This is a genomic window from Pseudomonas sp. 9Ag (assembly GCF_902506445.1).
Lineage (GTDB): Bacteria > Pseudomonadota > Gammaproteobacteria > Pseudomonadales > Pseudomonadaceae > Stutzerimonas > Stutzerimonas stutzeri_AB.
On sequence record NZ_LR733836.1, the window covers coordinates 1,443,052 to 1,462,216 of the forward strand.

Here is a 19,165-nt window from a genome sequence, read left to right on the forward strand (position 1 = left end):
CGTTAGATAGTGGCACTGACCTCGCGTCGTCCGCCCAGCAGGCGTTGGTACAACCGGTCATAGGGTTCGATCGCATGACTCCAGAAAAATCCCCCACTCATGGCACGGCAGCGCATCGCATTGAGTAATTGGGCGTTCTGATGCACCGACAGGGCGCGTTCGACTGCGCCGCGATAGCTGTCGACGGTGGCTTCGCCGAAGAGGAACCCGGTAACGCCGTCGTCGATGCTGTCCGCCAGGCCGCCCGTGCGGTGGGCTATCGGCAATGACGCGAAGCGCTGTGCGTACATCTGGCTCAGGCCGCACGGCTCGTAGCGCGATGGCATGAGCAGGAAGTCACTGCCGGCAAACAGGCGCCGGGCGTCGGTTTCGTTGAAGCCGATATGCGCACCGACACGGCCGGGGAAACGCTCGACCAGGCGGCGAACCTCGTCTTCGATGTGTGGCTCGCCACGACCCAGGATGGCCAGCTGGCCGCCGCGTTCTACAATGGTTTCGGCAACCGCGATGGTCAGGTCGATGCCTTTCTGGTGCACCAGGCGAGACACCACCGAGAACAGCGGGCCATCACCTGCGTCCAGCTCGAACAGTTCGCGCACGTGCGCCGCGTTGGCCTGTTTGCCGGACCAATCGTTCGGGCCGAACGGGCTGACCAGATGAGAACAGCTGCGCGGCTCCCAGCTTTCTTCGATGCCGTTGAGCAAGCCGCTGAGCAGGCCTTGGCGTGCCTTCATGCTGAGGAAACCTTCCATGCCGCAACCGAATTCCGGCGTGGTGATTTCTTCGGCATAGGTCGCGCTGACGGTGGTCACATGGTTTGCATAGGCGATGCCGGCTTTGAGCAGTGACAGCGAGCCATAAAACTCCATGCGCTCGGGACCACAGCCTTCCAGAGGAATGGCCAGCGAGCGACGCAGGCTCATATCGATGTTGCCCTGGTACGCCAGGTTGTGAATGGTGAAAACGCTCGGCGTGGTAAGCCCGCGCCAGTGCATGTAGGCAGGTGTCAGGCCGGTCGGCCAGTCATGGGCGTGGACCAGATCGGGTGTCCAGCGAATGCCCGCCGTGCCGTCGGCGATATCGGTCGCTGCCATGCACAGGCGGGCAAAGCGCACCGGGTTGTCCGGCCAATCCTGGCCATGCTCATCGCCATACGGCAGGCCGTCACGCTCGTAGAGTTCCGGGCAGATCACCACGTAAATGATCAGGCCGTCAGGCATGTCTAGCCGGCCGATGCGGCTCGGCGGCAGGTCAGCGTGGGAGATTACGCTACCCACAATTCGTATCGGTTCGCCGCACTGCATCACCTGGGTGTAGCCGGGGATGAGCACGCGCACGTCGTGTAGATCACTCAGGGCTCGGGGGAGGGCTGCAGACACATCGGCCAGGCCGCCGGTCTTGACCAGATCGGTCAACTCGGACGTTACGAAAAGTATTTTCTTCTTGTCGTCCTGCGTGCTGCGCAACTGCAGCAGGGGTCGCTCTGCTGGCGGTGCCAGGCGTTGTGCGATATTCAAGCTGACAGGCCGGGCGTTCACAGCAGCAATACTCATAATTTACCTCTCCCCAAGCGGCCGGCCTCTTTGCCAAGCCTGCTACAAGCACGTTTCTTCCATGCAGCACCACCGGGGCGCCGCAAACCATGAGCACGACAAAGCTGAATTTTCTGTGTTGAGGCCGCGTGTGGAGCGGCGTAGAGCTGCGTTGGCCCTACCCTGAAACAAGACCGGCACGCCGTGAAATAGTTCTCGCCTCTAGGCGGAATACTGAAGCTTGGAACTTTGCCCCTGGGTATTGCCTCGGAAATTTGACTCAAGTCAGCTTTTTTCAAGACGAAAGCCGGAGTCAAGACCATGCAAGACCTTGCTGAAATCGTGCGGTTTCTTCGTGACAAACAGATGATGTTGACCACTGCGGAATCCTGCACCTGTGGCCTGATGGCCTCCCTGTTAGGCGACATCCCGGGCTGTGGCAGAGCGCTCGACAGCGGATTCGTTGTCTACTCGCCAAAGGCGAAGAACCAGCTGTTGCACGTCAGTTTCGAAACCATCGAAACCTTTGGCCTTACCAGCGAAGAGGTCGCCACCGAAATGGCCATCGGCGCGCTGAACGCCAGCGTTGCCGATATCGCCATTGCAAACACCGGTGTGGCCGACGACAGCGGAGAGGATGCCGGCGGTACACAGTGTTACGCCTATGCACTGATGCAAGGGGAGCGCCAAGTAAGCATCAGCGAGACCGTTCAGTTCGAAGGTGATCGCGTGGCCATTCGTAAACAGGCAGCTCGCTACGGGCTAGAGCAGTTGCCGAGCAAATACGAACAGCTGGTACGTAAACTGCGCGAGCGCGAATGAATTCGCGGTGACTGCGTCCGCGCACCGACAGACGACAGTTCGCAACGTAACGCCCCATATTGCAGCACAGCCGGCATGACTCCTGTGGTCACACCGGCGGCTGACGTTCGGGCTCGATATGGTCGGGAACGGAATGTTCGACATTTGGCTTCCGGCCCACGTTGAGATCCGCGCGCAGCTGCGGCAAGCAGCCGGGATACTCGCGCTGGATGAAGTTGATCAACGCCTCGCGCAGGTGGCAGCGCAGGTCCCAGGCGCGCGATGAATCTGGCGAACTAACCAGCACCCGCACCTGAATTGACTTCTCGCTGGTATCGGTTACCTGCAGCACGATCACGCGCCCGTCCCATAACTCAGGCACCTCACGGCAAAGGCGGCGCAGCTCCTCGCGCACGGGCTCCAGTGGCAGCGAGTAATCGACCCAAAGAAACACTGAGCCGATGATGCTGGAATTACGGCGTGTCCAGTTCTGGAAGGGCTTCTCGATAAAATACTGCAGAGGAACCACCAGCCTGCGGTCATCCCAGATCCGTACCACCACGTAGGTGCCGGTTATTTCCTCGATCCGCCCCCACTCGTCTTCGACGATCACCACGTCATCCAGACGAATTGGCTGGGTGATTGCGATCTGTATACCGGCAATCAGGTTGGCCAGCACCGGGCGCGCAGCGAAGCCGACGGCCAGGCCAGCGAGACCCGCCGAGGCCAGCAGACTGGCGCCGAACTGGCGAGCACCCGGAAACGTCATGAGCATTCCGGCGGCACCGATCAAGAGGATGAAGAAGCTCAGCGTCCGCAACAGCACCCGCGATTGCGTCTGGATCTGGCGCGCACGCAGGTTGTCGCTGACGTCGACGGGGTTTCTAAGTCGCACGGCCTGTTCAAGCCCTCGCATCAGTCGCATGGCCAGCCAGGTGAAGCAGGCAATCATGACCAATGCAGTAAGGCGTCGAGCGAGACTGATCAAGGCCAGGTCGTCACTGGCCGCCGCCAGCACAGCTTGCAGGCCCAGCAGCGGCAGCAAGACGCGGATGGGCTTTTCCAGCTGCTCCGAGACGGCTTTGGTGAGCAGAAATCCGCGGCCAAGTCGCAGCATCACGGCCGTCAGCACTCGGCTGAATACACTGAGCAAGACCACGACAAAGGCGGAGGCCAGAAGCGTGCGTAGCGCCGGCTCGGTGATGTAGTTTTCCCACTGGAGGAGGGGATCTAGAAATTCGATGAGGTCAGCTCCGTCTAATCCGTTGCATGAGGGACTGGTTGCCCTATGCAAAGTTCATGGCAGTGCAGCCAGTCGGGTCTGCGGAACCTTGCTGGCCTGCCATCTCTCACACATAACAAGAGGGCAGCGATAACGCCCTGATGGCTATCCAAACCAGTGGGAGAGAAACATGCAAAGCGCTCAGACGGGAAATGACGTCCGCATTGAACGATTGATTGAATGGCTTCGCGACGCGCATGCCATGGAAGCGCAGGCTGAAACCATGCTCAACAAGCAGGCCAGCCGCATCGAGCATTATCCGCAGCTCAAGGCGCGGATCGAGCAGCACATTACCGAAACGCAAAACCAGGCGAAGCTGATCGAGAGCTGCCTGCAGCGTTACGACAAGTCCTACTCAGGTTTCAAGGACCTGGGCGGCAAGATGATGGCGATGGGGCAAGCCATGGGCGGGATGATGGTCAATGACGAAATCGTCAAAGGCGCGCAGATGGGCTACGTCTTCGAGAACCTTGAGATCGCCTCATACGAGATCCTCATTGCTGCAGCCAAGGCGGTTGGCGACACCGAAACCGCTGATATCTGCACACGCATCCTCGGTGAGGAAGTCGCAATGGCCGAGTGGATGCGCAGCCACCTGGCCGAGCTGACCCAGGCCTATCTGACCCGAGCTGCCGAACCGCATACCGAAGCGAAGCGCTGATAGAGCACGCCACCCTGGTTGTCGGTGATGCGATGCCGAATGGCTAGCCGCCGACAACCTTGGCGACATCCGCAGCGACCGGCATGCCACTGCGCGTCGCGTAGAGCTCAAAGCGCAGTTCCTGCGCCAGGCGGACAAGGTTTGCGGCATCCCGGCATTGATCGTCGGTTATGCCGAACACGGTGAGCTCCTCACCGTCAGCGGTGTCTTCATAGAGCCGCACGGTGAGATGACTGTCTTCCTGCGCATGGCAATCACAGCGGAAAGGGTGGAGATAGTCGCGAAGGATGTTCTCTATGGTGGGCAGAGGTAGACGTGTACCCATGATCCTTCCTCCCATCGATGTCCGCATGTGGGTGGCTTGCGCCGAGGTGGCGCAGCCTTGGTTTTTCAACTTCTACAAACGCTAGCAGGCCTTGCCGAGATGTAAACACCCTAGCGCAACCGCTTGGCAGAAGGCTCGCAGCTCGACCAAAACGATAATGGAGTCGCTGCCATGGCCTTGGACGAATACAACCGAAAGCGCGACTTCACCGCGACCCCCGAGCCTGGCGGCGAGAACGGTACTGGCAAACGCGCCAAAGCCCATGCGCTGCAGTATTGCATCCAGAAGCACGACGCGACTCGGCTGCACTATGACTTCCGACTGGAACTCGACGGGACGCTGAAAAGCTGGGCTGTACCCAAGGGCCCGTCGCTCGACCCGAAATCCCGCCGTCTGGCCGTTCATGTCGAAGATCATCCCCTCGAATACGCAACGTTCGAAGGCAGCATCCCGAAAGGACATTACGGTGCGGGCGATGTCATCGTCTGGGATCGTGGTGTCTGGGTTCCGGAGGGAGATCCGCAAGAGGGTTATCGGAAAGGCAAGCTCAAGTTCAGCCTTGAAGGGGAAAAACTCAGCGGTACTTGGAATCTGGTTCGCACCCGCATGGAGGGGGGGAAGGAACAGTGGTTTCTGATCAAATCCAATGACGATGCGGCCAGGCCAGAGAGCGATTACAACATCGTCGAAGAGCAGCCAAACAGTGTGCTGAGCGATCGAACCCTGATTCCTCGCAAGCGCGGTAAAGCCAAGCCCCCGGCGACAACCAAAACCGTCAAGACGCCAGCTCGTCGGCGCAGCCGCAAAGATGAACCAAACGCGACGCTGTCCGGCGCCAAACAGGCCCCGTTACCGGAAAGCTTGAAACCGCAGCTCGCTACGCTGGTTGAGTCGGTGCCTGATGGTGACTGGCGCTATGAAATCAAATTCGACGGGTATCGCATCATGGCGCGCATCGAGTCTGGCAAGGTCCAGCTCTTCACGCGTAACGGCCATGACTGGACGCACAAGATGCCACAGCAAGCCGAAGCGCTGGCCGGGCTGGGTCTGGAGTCCGCCTGGCTCGATGGCGAAGTAGTAGTGCCCGATGAAGACGGCACGCCGGATTTCCAGGCACTGCAAAACGCCTTCGAAGCAGGGCGCAGCGGCAGCATCATCTATTACCTGTTCGACATGCCCTATCTGAATGGCATGGACCTGCGCGAGGTTGCGTTGGAGGAACGCCGGGTTGCCCTGAATCAAGTACTGGATGCTGACGAGAGCGAGTTACTGCGTTATTCCGCCGACTTTACAGATCAGCCAGAGACCATGCTTGAAAGCGCTTGCCAGATGAAGCTTGAAGGGCTGATCGGCAAGCGTGCAGGCAGCACCTATGTTTCCCGGCGCAGCAACAGTTGGGTCAAGATCAAGTGCAAGAATCGGCAGGAGTTCGTCATCGTCGGCTTCACCGACCCCAAGGGCGCACGCAGCGGCTTCGGCGCGCTCCTGTTGGGCCTTCACGATGAACAAGGTCGGTTGCTTTACGCCGGTAAGGTTGGCACAGGCTTCAACCACGCCACGCTGGAAAGCTTGCATGCCGAGCTCAAGCCGCTAGAGGTCGATAAAAGTCCGTTAGCCAAAGCACCGCCCGCCGCCGATGTTCGCGGCGCGCACTGGCTAAAGCCCGAGCTGATGTGCGAGGTCGCCTATGCAGAAATGACCCGCCAAGGCGTGGTTCGCCATTCCGTCTTTCATGGCCTGCGCTCGGATAAACCGGCCAAAGCCATCACCCATGAACGCGCAGCGAAAGCGGCCAAGACAACCGGCACCGCGAAGCCTAAAAAAAGCAACCTGGCCCCGAATACGGCGGGTGGCAGAATCAAGATTTCCAATCCTGAACGCATCATCGACAAGTCGATCGGTGCGACCAAGATGGAGTTGGCGCGCTTCTATGCCGAGGTCGCGCCCTGGGCGTTGCCGCACCTGACACAGCGTCCGCTTGCGTTGGTCCGCGCTCCAGAGGGAATCGACGGCGAGCTGTTTTTTCAGAAGCACACCGAGAAGCTGAGCATCCCGCATATCACTCAACTGGACACTTCGCTGTTTCCCAACCATGCAGCCTTGATGACCATCGACACTGCTGAAGCGCTCATCAGCGCAGCACAGATGGGCACGATAGAACTGCACACCTGGAATGCCGTGGCGCCGGTGCTCGATCACCCAGATCGCTTCGTGCTCGATCTCGATCCTGACCCCGCGCTGCCCTGGAAGCGCATGGTCGAAGCCACTCAGCTGACTCAAACTCTGCTTGATGAAATCGGACTGCAGTCCTACCTGAAAACCAGCGGCGGTAAGGGTTTGCACATCATAGTGCCGCTAAAACCGATACACAGCTGGACAGAAGTAAAAGCCTTCAGCCAGGCGATTGCCCAGTACATGGCGAAATTGATGCCGCAGCATTTTTCTGCAGTCAGCGGGCCGAAGAATCGAGTCGGGCGCATCTTTATCGACTACCTGCGTAACAGTAAGGGCGCGAGCACCGTCGCTGCTTATTCAGTGCGGGCCCGCGAGGGGCTCGCCGCCTCTGTGCCTATCCATCGAGATGAACTGGCCGATCTCAAAGGCGCCAATATCTGGACCATCCGCAACCTCATTCCTCGTTTGGAAGAGCAGGGTGATGACGACCCGTGGGCAGGCATCGACGAGGCGGACCAGCAAATCACCGATAAAATGAGGGTGCAGCTGGGCATGAGGTGACTCGCTCGGGCTGATCGTCGGCTAGTTCGGAACATCCTTGGACCAGTCAGCTCCAACTAAAGGCCCTGGTTAGAGTTTTTCTGATGATTTGCCATTTCCCTTGCGACTGCCTGCCTAGGCTATCGATGCCTCGGGCTCGTCTCACCTGTCCGTCTGTCAGCAGCATATGCTTCAGCCGTGCCGCGGAGCACTGCCATTCATGAAGCTCACTCGCTGGCTGATCGTGCTGTCTTTCGTGGTCGCGGCAGCTTGTTTTTTCTGGTTCGATCTTGAGCAATACCTGACGCTGGAAATGATCCAGGCGAAGAGTGGGGCGCTTCGAGACGAGGTTCAGGCGCACCCCTGGTGGACCGGTTCGGTGTTTTTTGCCGCTTACGTAGCGCTGACGGTCATGTCTTTCCCCGGCACTGTGGTGCTAACGCTCCTCGCCGGAGCCTTGTTCGGACTGGTTGGCGGAACCTTGATGGTCTCCTTCGCCAGCAATATCGGCGCGCTGGTCGCGATGCTCATCAGCCGGTTTTTGTTACGCGACTGGATTCAGAGACGATTCAACAAACAGATTGCGAGTATCAATCGGGGACTCGAGCGAGACGGCGCCTTTTACCTGTTCTCGCTGCGGTTGATTCCGCTCGTTCCCTTCGTTCTATTGAATCCTGCGCTCGGTCTGACGCGCGTGAGCATGTGGACGTTCTGGTGGACTACCCAGGCCGGCATGCTGCCAGGGCACGCGATCTACGTTGGTGCCGGACGCCAACTCGCGCGTATTCGGGAAATTTCCGACATTCTCTCGCCGAGCTTGATAGGGACGCTGGCCTTGCTTGCCATATTTCCGCTGGCTGCGACCAAGCTGCTGACGCTCTACAAGGCGCGCAAGGTCTATAAGGGTTGGCAAAAACCGAAGAGTTTTGAGCACAACTTGTTGGTCGTCGGTGGCGGCAGCGGGGGCCTGGCCGCAGCTCGGATTGCGGCGTCGATGAAGGCCAGGGTGGCATTGGTCGAGTGCGAGCGTCTTGGTGGCGCGGCGCTTCACAGTGGCAGCGTTCCGGCGAGGGCGCTGATGCGGGCAGCCAACATGAATTACGCGCTGCGCCATGGCAGTACGCTGGGCATTCGCCTGCGCACCGAAGTCGACTTTGCTGAAGTCATGGCACAGGTGCGCCGCACGCTGGACGAGGCGCAAGAGCATGTCACGGCAGAATCCTGTAAATCCACCGGTGTTGAGATGATCCGGGGTAAAGCCCAGATGACGTCACCCTGGTCGATTCAGGTAGGCGATCGCACCCTTTGCAGCCGCGCTATCGTCATCGCTACGGGAAGCCAGCCCGTCATCCCGCCGATACCGGGCCTGGAAAACGTCGAGCCGCTGACTTGCGAGGACGTCTGGGATTTGCAGCAACGGCCAGAGCGGCTGCTGATCATGGGAGGCGAAGCCAATGCCTGCGAACTGGCCCAGGCGTTTCAGCGCCTCGGCTGTCAGGTGACGCTGGCCGTCGAAGGCGAGATGTTGTTGGCTGCCGCTGAGCCAGAGGCACGCGAGGCTGTCCATGACGCCCTTCGCGCCGATGGGGTTGAGGTTCTATTGAAGGTCTCACCACAGCGTTTCGAATTGGTCGAGAACGAGCGCCGCCTGGACTGTTTGATTGATGAGCAAAAACATTCGCTTCCGTTCGATCAGGTGCTGCTGGCGTTGGGACGCAAAGCCCACCTGGACGATCTAGGGCTGGAAAGGCTGGAGTTGAACATTCGCGAGGACGGCAGTCTGGAAGTGGACGAATACCTGGCTACGCGCTACCCGAACATCTATGCCGTGGGCGCAGTGGCGGGGCCGGACAGCTCGTTTCAAAGCGCTAAACACCACGCCTGGTACGCCGCCGCCAATGGTTTATTTTCCGGATTCCGCCGTTTCATGGTCAGCGACAGAGTGGTCCCCCGTGTGGCCTTTACTTCACCCGAGATTGCCAGCGTGGGCCTGACTGAAGCCCAGGCAAAGTTGGCTGAAGTGGAATACGAGGTGACCATGCTCGACCTCGATTCGCTCGAGGCGGCACAGATGAGCGCTGGTAACAGCGGCTTCCTGAAGGTGCTCACCGAACGCGGTCGTGACCGCATCATTGGCGTCACGCTTGTCGGGGATGGCGCGAGTGAAACACTTGCCGTGTTCGTGTTGGCGATGAAGCACAAACTGGGTCTGAACAAACTGCGCCGTACCGTACACATCAACCCGACCTTGGCCGAGGCCAGTCTCGCCGTTGCCGAGGCGTGGCGCCGTGCTCATACCGCCAAACGTCCGCAGACCTGGGCGGCCAGGCTTCATCGATGGCGGCTTGGTGGGCAGCCTTAGGGCTGCCGGAGCTCATCAGTCCAGCTGCTGCAAAATCCGATAGGCGAGCTTCACCCGCTCTTCGTTCGGGTAGTACCGGTTGGCCAGAATCACGATGCCGATCTGCTTAGCCGGGACGAAAGCCACATACGCGCCGAAGCCATTGGTTGACCCGGTCTTGTTGATCCAGACAGACCGCTGCGGTTCAAGGGGCGGTGCTATCGGCTCCACCGGCTTGCTCTCGAGGACCATGGAGCTGCCATTTCCAGTTAGCAGATCGTCCAGTTTCGCCGGGTACGGATATTGTTCCCAGACCAGAGCCTGGGTCATGGCGCCCACACGGTAGTAGCCGGTTCGCGTGGCCGCCACGGCGCTCTTGATTGATGTGTCCATTTCGACGACGCCCAGCTGGGCGTCAACAAAGTGCAGCAGATCTTTGCTCGTTGTTTTCACACCATAGGCTTCGTCAGCCAACAGCGCTGGATTCAGCCGAACTGGTTTTCCGGCCTTGTCGTAACCCTGGGCGTAGCGCGTCATCTGCTCGGGTGGCACTGTGAGATAAGTGTCGACCATGCCCAGTTTCGGCAACAGCTGGGACTGCAGCGCATCGGCATAGGGCATCCCAAGGCTTTTTGCCGCAGCCCGTCCGAGCAGCCCGATGCTGGGGTTGGCGTAGCTGCGACAGCGACCGGTGGGATGTTGCGGCTGCCAGTTGTTGAAATACTGCGTCAGCTGCTGCTCGGTTTGAATGTCGTCTGGCAGCTGCAGAGGAAAGCCGCCAGCTGTGTGCGTTGCGAGATCGATCAGACTGATCTGCCCGAGCCTGTCGCACTCAAGCGCTGGCAGGTAGCGACAGGGGCTGTCACTCAACGACAGTTTGCCTTGCGCCTGCGAGTAAGCGGCTAGCGTGGCTGTAAGCGTTTTGCTGACCGAGCCCACCTCAAACAACGTATCGCGTGTTACAGGCTGGCCAGTTTTCTTCGACGCCACGCCAAAATCAAAGAACCGCTGTTGACCGTGAGCGGTGATAGCAACCGCCATGCCCGGTATCCCGTGCTCAGCCATCGCGGCTTTTGCAGACTCATCGACAGTTCGATCTATGTTTTCGATGTTCATGCCAGCTGCGACGTTGCAGCTGAGCGTCGCCAGTACCGCAGCGACGACTAGTCGAGCTTGAATCTTCGGTATCGGATGCATCTCGACGCCTCAATCATTGCGGAGTAGGCCCCGGCATTTGGCCGTGCTCTCTGAAACCTAGGTTTTCGTCAGTCTTTACAGCATCCGTTGCGCAGCGACTCCAGCGAGGACCGCCAATGCAAGAGCGCCGATCAGTAGTCCGAGGCGCCAACGCGAAACGGAATGTTCGGCCGGCGCTTGGGTTGGTGCCATCGCTGCAGCGGTGCGAAGCGGGTTCGGCGTGGCGGGGCGGGGACGGGCGGGCTTCGCTTCAGGACCCGCATGGGCAGGCAGGTCGGCCGCGCGAATGAAAACGGTGGCGTCTTCGTCAGCAACTACCGGAGCGTCGACCTTGGGACCAATGACCAGCAACGTCGTGTTTCCCAGCTGGACCTGATCGCCAGGCTGCAACACGGCTGTTGTGACCTTCTCGCGATTGACGAGTAAACCGTTGGCTGATGCAAGGTCTTTGACTTCGAGTACGTCGCCCTTGAGATAGAACTCGGCGTGCCGGCGCGACAGCTCAGCGTCACTGAAGCAAAGCTCGCACTTCACCGACCGCCCAAACGTCATCGAGCCGGTGATGTGGTACTTCTGTCCCTGGTTTTCGCCTTTTACGACCTGCAACAACCAGCGTGGCGCAGTCGCCACCTTAGCGCCGACCTTGGCGGGATCGACGATCTCCAGCTCCAGCCTGCCAAGGCGAACGCGGTCGCCAGAGCGAATCTGATAGCGCTCACCAATCTTTTCTTCGTTGACGAAAGTACCGTTCGGTGTACCCAGGTCCGTCAGGTAATAGAAGCGATTGTCGTGGCGCAACTCAGCGTGAAAAGGTGCAATGCCGACGTCGTTTAGTACCAGATCGTTGCTGCCGTCCGAGCCAAGAGTGAATGTCTCATCGGCAAGCCATACCGGACTCTGGCGATTGTCAACGAAATGGATCCTGAGCATCTATGCATTACCTTGAGCGGGATAGGGTGGGCTCGAACCAAGCGGCCGAGCGATCTCATCAATTGAAAATTCGGTTCCAGAGTCGCTTCACCGGATTGGCAGGCGCTTGGGCCTGCGCAGGGGGACTGGAGGTGGTGCGGGCTGTGCTGACAGCGGTCCGTTTCACAACACGAGGCGCTCTTGCTTTGGCGACTCGCTGCAAATGCCCGTCGCGCAAAGCGAGGAGGGTGGCCTGCTCGGGCGTAGCCTCAAGGCCTTGATGGATGTATTCGAGCGCTACTGCGTATTCGCGCCGGCCGTAGGCCGCTTCAGCGAGTTCGGTATAGCGTTGGCTTACGCGCTCCAGGCCGACGCGGGCAGCTTCGTTTTCCGGTAGCCAGCCAAGCACCTGACGAAAATAGTGCACAGCGCTGTCTTCGGCCGGTTCGAGCAACTGATCCTCCGCCAGCCGCTGCTCGGCCAGCACCAGCGATTCGGCGATACGGGCGTTGAGCACGCGCTTGAGCCCGTCGAGGGCCTTCGGATTGTCCGCATCCAGGCGCAACGCACGGCGGTAGTAGTAATCGGCGTTATCCAGAGCCGGCGCAATCAGCTGCCCATTGGCCAGCCGTACCTCAGCGCGTGTCAGGAAGTCATTTATGCGCGTGTATTGGAACCACTGATAACCACCAACGCCCAGAGCAACTGTCGCTAGCATCGCCGCACCTATTGCCCCCCATCGTTTCAGCCCACGACGGCGCGACCGTCGTCTGGGGCGAGAAGCAATGACAACAGCCGGCGCGATACGAGTCTGATCCATGTCTGGCTCGGTGAGCGTGTCGATGGCTTCCAGCAATTCGCGGCAACTGCCGAACCGTTCGCTCGGTTGCTTGGCCAGCATGCGATCAAGAAGCATCTGATAGGGCGCTAGCGCTGGCGGTAGCTGCGGCGCTGGCATTTGTACGTGGTTGAGTACAGTTTGCGGATAGCTGCCTGCGCGGAATGGGTTGGTGCCAATCAGCATCTCGGTAAGAATCACACCGAGGCTATAAATGTCGCTCCGTGCGTCCAGTGTCTGGCATTGGGCCTGCTCCGGACTGCTGTATGCGGGGCTGCCGACAGCTATTCCGAAGTGGGTAAGTTCGTTGTCCAGCTCTATCGCTTTTGCCACACCGAAGTCGGTGAGCACGACGCTTCCATCGTCCCGGAACAGGATGTTGGCTGGTTTGACATCTCGATGGACCAGGCCGCCGTCGTGAACGACGGCCAGCCCTCCAGCCAATTGCCTGATGATGTCCAGTGCACGCGAAGGGGAGAAGACGAGACCGCGATGCTGAGCTAAGTCGCCGCCACCGATGTATTCCATGGCGAGGTAGTGCCGGCCGTCAGTGACCTGGCCAATGTCATAGATCGTGATGATTGCAGGATGGCGGAGCGAAGCGACGATGTGGCCTTCCTGAATGAAGCGTTCGGTAAAGGCTGCGTCCTCGGTCCGTAACAGCACCTTGACCGCGGCCTCACGGTCTAGCGAAAGCTGCGTAGCCAGGTAGACCTCGGCCATTCCGCCTTTTCCGAGGCGTTTGTGCAGGCGATAACCGGGAACTTCTAGCATCCGTTGCGTCATGAAACGTGGGCCTACTTACGACTTCAGGGGATTTAGCAGCATATTGATGAGCCGCCGTGTGCGGGACTCGGTCGTCGGAGAGACTGCAGTTCGTCCGACCACAATGCAGGAGATATTGTCGCGTCCACCGTGGTTATTCGCCTGGTCGATCAGATACTCCACAAGACTTTCGAGCGTATCGGCGAAGGTGCAGCTGGCGTGGATCTGGGCGTCAGTCAGTTCGTTGGTAAGCCCATCGCTGCAAAGCAGGAGCAATTCATCGCCGCCAAGTGTGCCCTTGCAGGTGCCGATCTCCAGCGGTTCTTCGCGCCCGAGGCAACGCATGATGATGTTGCGCCAGGCATGTCCTCGAGCATCGGACGGCTGCAGCTCACCAGCATCTATCATCATCTGCACCCAGCTATGGTCACGGCTGAGCTGCACAATCCCATTGGCAGTGACGAGATAGGCTCGACTGTCACCCACCCAGACAAGCTGGAAATCTACCCCGTCGAAATGCGCTGCGACAAGGGTCGTGCCCATACCATCATCGCTGGATGCGTCGAGCACGGCTCGGTTCGCTACGTGAACGGCAGTGTCCAGCGGTTCGCCAGTTTTTACCGCCTGCTCCAGTGCCGCGAGCGCCAGTGTACTTGCGACCTCACCAGATTGGTGACCACCCATGCCGTCAGCGATGGCCCAAAGGCCCAGCGTTGGCGAGCAGAGCAGAGCGTCTTCGTTGTGATCACGTGTTCGACCGGGAGAGGTGAGCCCGGCGTATTCCAGCAAGGAGGCAGAGTGCGTAGGTTGCATGCGAGGGCCAGTTCCTTGTTCCTGCGGCACGACAGCGAGCGAACATGATGCGTGGGGCCTGTGCGGCTGTCATCGATTGGCAGGCAAGCAAACACAAAACTGTTAACTCGTCGGCGTCCTGACGTGACCAGCAAGAGGCTTTCGTTGTGCTCATCTGAAGGATCCGGCTCGTTTCGCTACTTGAAGCCAACCTCTAAGAGCAAAAACCAACGGTTGCAAACTGCATATCGTCGAAGCTTGAGACTGCACAATCCGCTGTAGATCTAGATGCAGACAGTGGCGCTTACAGATGCGATGGCTCTCGGAGGACGCGTGACCTTGCGCTGGAGTTTTTAAGGGATGCGCGTCTAAAGAAACAGTCGGTCTCGACTTCGCGATTTTCTTTCTGGCGATTGCAGTGATCTGCATCCCATTGGTGCCTTGTTAACAGAGCGTCAAAGGGTTTCGCCGTAAATGGCTTCGAAATGAGTGCTGCTAGTTCGAGCGACAGCGCGGCCCTTAACGACCTGCGCATCATGCTGGGCTGTTCGCTGGCTACGTGGTCCGCATGCAGGGGCAACTCATTCAGGGGCAACTGAGGGTCGCTGTTCATGTAGTCACCGGTGCTGCGTTGCATGGGAGCTTATGGCCCGACGCAGGATGACCACCTTGGCGGATAAGGAAGTACGGATGGTTATAAGTTTGCGGGTGGATGGCAAAGTCGCCCATAAATTCGGTTTGGTTGGAGGCCTTGAGTGGTCGCTACCAACCTGTGCATAGAACGGTAACGCGATTCGCATAATGTATATTATGTTAAATAGCGTATTGGGTTTACGCACACGCATGCACTCACTATTACTGTGTACGGCAAACGGACCGCACTCTCGCCGCACAAGCCTCCTGCTTTGGGATGACCTGTGCGGCTCTTCTTCCATGGCTTACTGATTTTCAAGAACAACGCTGCGTATGTCGTCTGCCAGTTGGCGCACGCGTTCTTCGCTGGTATCCCACGAGCACATGAAGCGTGCGCCGCCGACGCCGATGAATGTGTAGAACATCCAGCCGCGGCTCCTCAGTGCTTCGAGCGCTAATGGTGGGATGCTGACAAAGACGCCGTTGGCTTGCACTGGAAACATCAGTTCTACACCGGGCACGTCGCTGATCAGTTTGGCAAGTAACTGCGCGCAGCTGTTCGCGTGTGCGGCGTATTTCATCCAGGCGCCACCTTCCAGCAGGCCTACCCATGGCGCGGATAGAAAACGCATCTTCGACGCAAGCTGGCCAGCCTGCTTGCAGCGATACTCGAAATCCTCGGCTAGATCTCGATTGAAGAACAGGATGGCCTCGCCTACGGCCATGCCGTTTTTGGTGCCGCCAAAACAGAGCACGTCTACGCCTGTTTTCCAGCTCAATTCAGCCGGTGACAGACCAAGATAAGCGCAGGCATTGGCAAAGCGTGCGCCATCCATATGCAGATGCAGCCCCAGCTCCTTGCAGGTGTCGCTGACTGCGCGGAGCTCGTCTGGCTGGTAGACAGTGCCAATTTCGGTGGCCTGGGTCAGGCTGACGACGCGCGGTTTTGGGTAATGGATGTCCTTGCGTTTCAGCGCTATTTCGCGAATGGCGGCGGGCGTCAGCTTGCCCTGTTCGGTCCGCGCCACCAGCAGTTTGGAGCCGTTGGAGAAGAATTCTGGTGCGCCGCATTCGTCGGTTTCGATGTGCGCGATATCGCCGCAGATCACGCTGTGATAGCTCTGGCACAAAGATGACAATGCCAGTGAGTTGGCCGCTGTACCGTTGAAGGCGAAAAACACTTCGCAGTCGGTTTCGAACAGTTGGCGGAAATGGTCGGCTGCGCGCGACGTCCATTGATCGTCACCGTAGGCGCGATCATGCCCCTGGTTGGCCCGGGCCATCGCCTCCCAGGCTTCCGGGCAAATTCCGGAATAGTTGTCGCTGGCAAATTGCTGATTGGCGGTGCTCATCAAAGCCTCTCTATGAATACTGTCTAGCTGCTGATTGGCAGGAAAATAATGGTGTAGAGCCCTAGCACGCCAAGCACGAACACCGACACACCGAGCCACAGTACTGACAGCGCATCAGCTTGGATTCGCCCGCTTTTCACCCCGCTGGCGCTACGCGTGTAGCGTCGCTGCTGGGACGTCCAGATGCCCAACGCGGTGGCCAGGGATAGCGCGACCAACACTGCGACGAAGGTGCCGTGGTAAGGCATCCAGCGCAGAAACAGGGCGCTTACGGTGATCAACGTCAGCAAGGTCCGGCCCCAGGCCAGCGATGTGCGTTCGGGTTGCAGTCCAGGGTCTTCATGCAGTGGTAGCGGCGGCGGTTTGGGCTCCAGACGGCGGCGAAAGGAAATATGCATCGGCGTTCAGTCAGTTGCGTAACGCGACGAAGGCGATCAGGACCAGCGTCACCAGCGTGCCACCGATGGACAGGATCGGGATCAACAGCGGGAATGGCAGCGGCCCCTGGTGACGCATCGCTCGCTCGATGGTCAGCCAGCGGAAGCAAGCCGTTGAACTGATGAACATCGCCAGTAGCAACAGCGAAATCGACAGAACCTTGCGTATCTCCAGCGGGAAGATTTCACTGGCGAAGGCCTCGACCGCAACGCCGCCAGCCAGCACCGCGAGCGACGTTCGGATCCAGGCAAGAAAGGTTCGTTCGTTGGCCAGGGTAAAGCGCGGATCGGGCTCCTTTCCGCCAGACAGTAACCTGTGACTCCAGCGACTGCGTTCCATTGTGCTGATGCATCTCCGATCGGAAGGTTCGTGTGTCATTCAAACAGAAACGATGCGGCGCTGCAGGTTCCGTTGATCATGGTATGTGGATTCATTGATGTCACGTAGCTGCCACGCTGGCCTATGCGCGTCAGGGACGCAGATCAACGTCAGCATGACGCAGCATGCTAATGTGCTGCGCTTTCAAACACCTCGGAGATCTCCATGTTGCTTCGCCTGGTAACCCTTATTGCGCTCGGCACGGCATGCCTGTCGGCAACGGCAGCTGACCAAAACCATGCTCACCATCAGATGGGCACAATGCCCGAGGCATCTCAAGTATGGTCGCGTGCCATGCCGCCCACCGCTCCGACCGGTGCGGTCTATTTCACCTTGCAAAACCCAGGTGATGCACCGGACCGACTGTTGGGCGTGCACACACCGCGCGCGAAGAAGGCTGAGCTGCATACCCACGTGCACGAAGGCGACATGATGCGCATGAAGCAGATCGATTCGATTGAAGTACCTGCGGGTGGCCAGGTCGAGTTCAAGCCAGGCAGTAACCACGTCATGCTCTTCGAACTGAGCGCCCCGCTCGTTGCTGGTGAACGTTTCCCGCTGACCCTCGAATTCGAGCACGCGGGTGAACTAACCGTCGAGGTGTCCATCCAGGACCAAGCCCCGACGCCTAGCACTCACGAACACATGCAGCACTGACAGCGGAACGACACAACGTTTGGCGCAACCAAACCAGAGGGCGCCCGTTCTGCGGCAAAGGGCCGGCTGATGCAGCTGGCCCCCTCCTCCTTCGCCGTTTCCGCAAGCTCGCCGCAACCAGGCGCAACTGTTATCTAGATTCCTGTTTGGGTGCGCATGGTGACGAACTCTTCAGCAGCGGTCGGGTGGATACCCACCGTATCGTCGAAGATTCGCTTGGTAGCGCCGGCCTTCAGCGCAACGGCCAAGCCCTGAATGATTTCTCCCGCTTCGGGGCCTGCCATGTGGCAGCCCAGCACCTTGTCGGTGTCCGCGTCGACGACCAGTTTCATCAGGCTTCGCTCTAGGCTGTCGGTCATGGTCTGCTTCATCGGTCGGAAACGGCTTTCGAACAACACCACCTTGTGTCCTTTTTCGCGTGCTTGTTCTTCGGTCAACCCGACTGTCGCCATGTTCGGCAAGCTGAACACCGCTGTGGCGATATTGTGGTAGTCGACTGGCCGGTATTCGTCGGGTCTGAAGAGTTGCCGAGCCACCGCCATGCCTTCGGCGAGCGCGACGGGGGTTAACTGGATTCGACCGATTACATCGCCGATTGCCAGGATTGATGGCGTCGTCGTGCGGAACTGGTCGTCGATGGCAATGAAGCCAAGTTTGTCCAAAGCCACATCGACGTTTTCCAGCCCTAGCCCGTCGAGCATCGGCCGACGCCCGGTGGCGTAGAAAATGCAATCCGCCTCGAGGGTGCGGCCGTCTTCCAGCGTGGCAAGCAGCGTACCGTCTGCCTGTTTGTCGATGCGGGTGATGTCAGCGTTGAACTGCAGGTCGAGACCCTTTTTGATCAGCTCATCCTTGAGATGATCGCGCAGCGAACCATCGAAACCGCGCAGGAACAGGTCTCCGCGGTAAAGCAACTTGGTATCCGCACCGCAGCCATGAAAGATCGAGGCAAACTCGACCGCGATATAGCCACCGCCCACCACCAGGACGCGCCGGGGCAGCTCATCAAGGTAAAAGGCTTCGTTGGAGGTAATGGCATGCTCGCGTCCTGGGATATCCGGCACGTATGGCCAGCCGCCGGTTGCAATCAGAATGTGCTCGGCGCTGTAGTGCTTGCCATCGACCTCGACGGTATGCGGGTCGACCAGGCGTGCATGGGCCTGCAGCAAGGTGACGCCGCTGTCAGTCAACAGGTTCTTGTAGATGCCATTGAGACGCTGGATCTCGCGATCCTTGTTGGCTATAAGCGAAGCCCAATCGAACCTGGCGCCGTCGATGGTCCAGCCATAGCCCTTGGCTTCGTGAATGTCTTCGGCATAGTGGGCGCCGTAGACCAGCAATTTCTTCGGCACACAGCCGACGTTCACACAGGTGCCGCCCAGGTAACGGCTTTCGGCTACCGCCACGCGGGCGCCATAGCCAGCTGCAAATCGGGCGGCACGGACGCCACCGGAACCGGCGCCGATGACGAATAGATCGAAGTCGTAAGCCATGAACTGTTGTCTCCCTTGTAGATCGCACAGCATAACCCAGCCCGTTGGCTGGATTC

16 protein-coding genes are annotated in these 19,165 nt (G+C 59.1%); 5 read left to right on the forward strand and 11 right to left on the reverse strand.

The window, feature by feature from the left end; all coding sequences use genetic code 11:
* Positions 1-2: 2 nt before the first annotated feature.
* Complete coding sequence (gene glgA / locus ALTERO38_RS06415) at positions 3-1,553, reverse strand: glycogen synthase GlgA (protein ID WP_148924191.1); 1,551 nt, start codon at positions 1,551-1,553, stop codon at positions 3-5.
* Positions 1,554-1,853: 300 nt separating this feature from the next.
* On the opposite strand from glgA, the gene ALTERO38_RS06420 reads away from it, so the two are divergent.
* Complete coding sequence (locus ALTERO38_RS06420; protein WP_159967709.1) at positions 1,854-2,354, forward strand: CinA family protein; 501 nt, start codon at positions 1,854-1,856, stop codon at positions 2,352-2,354.
* 88 nt (positions 2,355-2,442) lie between these two features.
* Here the strand turns inward: ALTERO38_RS06420 and ALTERO38_RS06425 are convergent, their stop codons facing one another.
* A complete protein-coding gene (locus ALTERO38_RS06425) occupies positions 2,443-3,450 on the reverse strand; it encodes a mechanosensitive ion channel family protein (protein WP_234484393.1) in 1,008 nt (335 codons plus the stop codon).
* 295 nt (positions 3,451-3,745) lie between these two features.
* Here ALTERO38_RS06425 and ALTERO38_RS06430 point away from each other — a divergent pair, with 295 nt between their 5' ends.
* A complete protein-coding gene (locus ALTERO38_RS06430) occupies positions 3,746-4,276 on the forward strand; it encodes a ferritin-like domain-containing protein (protein ID WP_102835259.1) in 531 nt (176 codons plus the stop codon).
* Between the two features lie 43 nt (positions 4,277-4,319).
* Here ALTERO38_RS06430 and ALTERO38_RS06435 read toward each other — a convergent pair whose 3' ends face one another.
* Positions 4,320-4,601 (reverse strand): DUF1652 domain-containing protein, encoded by a 282-nt coding sequence (locus tag ALTERO38_RS06435; RefSeq protein WP_102835258.1) that lies wholly within the window; start codon positions 4,599-4,601, stop codon positions 4,320-4,322.
* Between the two features lie 171 nt (positions 4,602-4,772).
* Between ALTERO38_RS06435 and ligD the strand changes: the two genes are divergently transcribed.
* Together ligD and ALTERO38_RS06445 are read left to right on the forward strand one after the other, a co-directional pair.
* Positions 4,773-7,337, forward strand: coding sequence for a DNA ligase D (gene ligD, locus ALTERO38_RS06440; RefSeq protein ID WP_159967710.1), 2,565 nt, complete (start codon positions 4,773-4,775; stop codon positions 7,335-7,337).
* 199 nt (positions 7,338-7,536) lie between these two features.
* Positions 7,537-9,678 carry an FAD-dependent oxidoreductase gene (locus ALTERO38_RS06445; protein ID WP_159967711.1) on the forward strand — a complete coding sequence of 714 codons (2,142 nt, stop codon included), beginning with the start codon at positions 7,537-7,539 and terminating at the stop codon, positions 9,676-9,678.
* A 15-nt stretch (positions 9,679-9,693) separates the two neighbouring features.
* Here ALTERO38_RS06445 and ampC read toward each other — a convergent pair whose 3' ends face one another.
* From ampC to ALTERO38_RS06480, 7 genes are all read right to left on the reverse strand, one after another.
* Entirely contained in the window at positions 9,694-10,773 is a 1,080-nt protein-coding gene (gene ampC / locus ALTERO38_RS06450) for a class C beta-lactamase (RefSeq protein WP_218581721.1), read from the reverse strand.
* Between the two features lie 156 nt (positions 10,774-10,929).
* The gene (locus ALTERO38_RS06455; protein ID WP_148924205.1) at positions 10,930-11,784 is read right to left on the reverse strand and encodes an FHA domain-containing protein; all 855 of its coding nucleotides are present in this window, start codon (positions 11,782-11,784) and stop codon (positions 10,930-10,932) included.
* 58 nt (positions 11,785-11,842) lie between these two features.
* Entirely contained in the window at positions 11,843-13,387 is a 1,545-nt protein-coding gene (locus ALTERO38_RS06460) for a serine/threonine-protein kinase (RefSeq protein WP_159967713.1), read from the reverse strand.
* Between the two features lie 15 nt (positions 13,388-13,402).
* Positions 13,403-14,179: a PP2C family serine/threonine-protein phosphatase gene (locus tag ALTERO38_RS06465; RefSeq protein ID WP_159967714.1), complete on the reverse strand. Its 777-nt coding sequence runs from the start codon at positions 14,177-14,179 to the stop codon at positions 13,403-13,405.
* Positions 14,180-15,096: 917 nt separating this feature from the next.
* Positions 15,097-16,143 (reverse strand): low specificity L-threonine aldolase, encoded by a 1,047-nt coding sequence (locus ALTERO38_RS06470; protein ID WP_148924245.1) that lies wholly within the window; start codon positions 16,141-16,143, stop codon positions 15,097-15,099.
* A 23-nt stretch (positions 16,144-16,166) separates the two neighbouring features.
* Positions 16,167-16,541 (reverse strand): DUF202 domain-containing protein, encoded by a 375-nt coding sequence (locus tag ALTERO38_RS06475; RefSeq protein ID WP_102835241.1) that lies wholly within the window; start codon positions 16,539-16,541, stop codon positions 16,167-16,169.
* Between the two features lie 10 nt (positions 16,542-16,551).
* Positions 16,552-16,920, reverse strand: a complete 369-nt coding sequence (locus tag ALTERO38_RS06480; RefSeq protein WP_102835240.1) for a YidH family protein — start codon at positions 16,918-16,920, stop codon at positions 16,552-16,554.
* A 204-nt stretch (positions 16,921-17,124) separates the two neighbouring features.
* Between ALTERO38_RS06480 and ALTERO38_RS06485 the strand changes: the two genes are divergently transcribed.
* Positions 17,125-17,616 (forward strand): copper chaperone PCu(A)C, encoded by a 492-nt coding sequence (locus ALTERO38_RS06485; RefSeq protein ID WP_159967715.1) that lies wholly within the window; start codon positions 17,125-17,127, stop codon positions 17,614-17,616.
* Between the two features lie 134 nt (positions 17,617-17,750).
* Here the strand turns inward: ALTERO38_RS06485 and gorA are convergent, their stop codons facing one another.
* Positions 17,751-19,109, reverse strand: coding sequence for a glutathione-disulfide reductase (gene gorA / locus ALTERO38_RS06490; protein WP_159967716.1), 1,359 nt, complete (start codon positions 19,107-19,109; stop codon positions 17,751-17,753).
* Between the last annotated feature and the right edge of the window lie 56 nt (positions 19,110-19,165).

Bases quoted from the DNA above. Each gene is read 5' to 3' on its own strand.
- glgA (WP_148924191.1), bottom strand. From the start codon at position 1,553: ATGAGTATTGCTGCTGTGAACGCCCGGCCTGTCAGCTTGAATATCGCA.
- ALTERO38_RS06420 (WP_159967709.1), top strand. From the start codon at position 1,854: ATGCAAGACCTTGCTGAAATCGTGCGGTTTCTTCGTGACAAACAGATG.
- ALTERO38_RS06425 (WP_234484393.1), bottom strand. From the start codon at position 3,450: ATGCTGCGACTTGGCCGCGGATTTCTGCTCACCAAAGCCGTCTCGGAG.
- ALTERO38_RS06430 (WP_102835259.1), top strand. From the start codon at position 3,746: ATGCAAAGCGCTCAGACGGGAAATGACGTCCGCATTGAACGATTGATT.
- ALTERO38_RS06435 (WP_102835258.1), bottom strand. From the start codon at position 4,601: ATGGGTACACGTCTACCTCTGCCCACCATAGAGAACATCCTTCGCGAC.
- ligD (WP_159967710.1), top strand. From the start codon at position 4,773: ATGGCCTTGGACGAATACAACCGAAAGCGCGACTTCACCGCGACCCCC.
- ALTERO38_RS06445 (WP_159967711.1), top strand. From the start codon at position 7,537: ATGAAGCTCACTCGCTGGCTGATCGTGCTGTCTTTCGTGGTCGCGGCA.
- ampC (WP_218581721.1), bottom strand. From the start codon at position 10,773: ATGAACATCGAAAACATAGATCGAACTGTCGATGAGTCTGCAAAAGCC.
- ALTERO38_RS06455 (WP_148924205.1), bottom strand. From the start codon at position 11,784: ATGCTCAGGATCCATTTCGTTGACAATCGCCAGAGTCCGGTATGGCTT.
- ALTERO38_RS06460 (WP_159967713.1), bottom strand. From the start codon at position 13,387: ATGACGCAACGGATGCTAGAAGTTCCCGGTTATCGCCTGCACAAACGC.
- ALTERO38_RS06465 (WP_159967714.1), bottom strand. From the start codon at position 14,179: ATGCAACCTACGCACTCTGCCTCCTTGCTGGAATACGCCGGGCTCACC.
- ALTERO38_RS06470 (WP_148924245.1), bottom strand. From the start codon at position 16,143: ATGAGCACCGCCAATCAGCAATTTGCCAGCGACAACTATTCCGGAATT.
- ALTERO38_RS06475 (WP_102835241.1), bottom strand. From the start codon at position 16,541: ATGCATATTTCCTTTCGCCGCCGTCTGGAGCCCAAACCGCCGCCGCTA.
- ALTERO38_RS06480 (WP_102835240.1), bottom strand. From the start codon at position 16,920: ATGGAACGCAGTCGCTGGAGTCACAGGTTACTGTCTGGCGGAAAGGAG.
- ALTERO38_RS06485 (WP_159967715.1), top strand. From the start codon at position 17,125: ATGTTGCTTCGCCTGGTAACCCTTATTGCGCTCGGCACGGCATGCCTG.
- gorA (WP_159967716.1), bottom strand. From the start codon at position 19,109: ATGGCTTACGACTTCGATCTATTCGTCATCGGCGCCGGTTCCGGTGGC.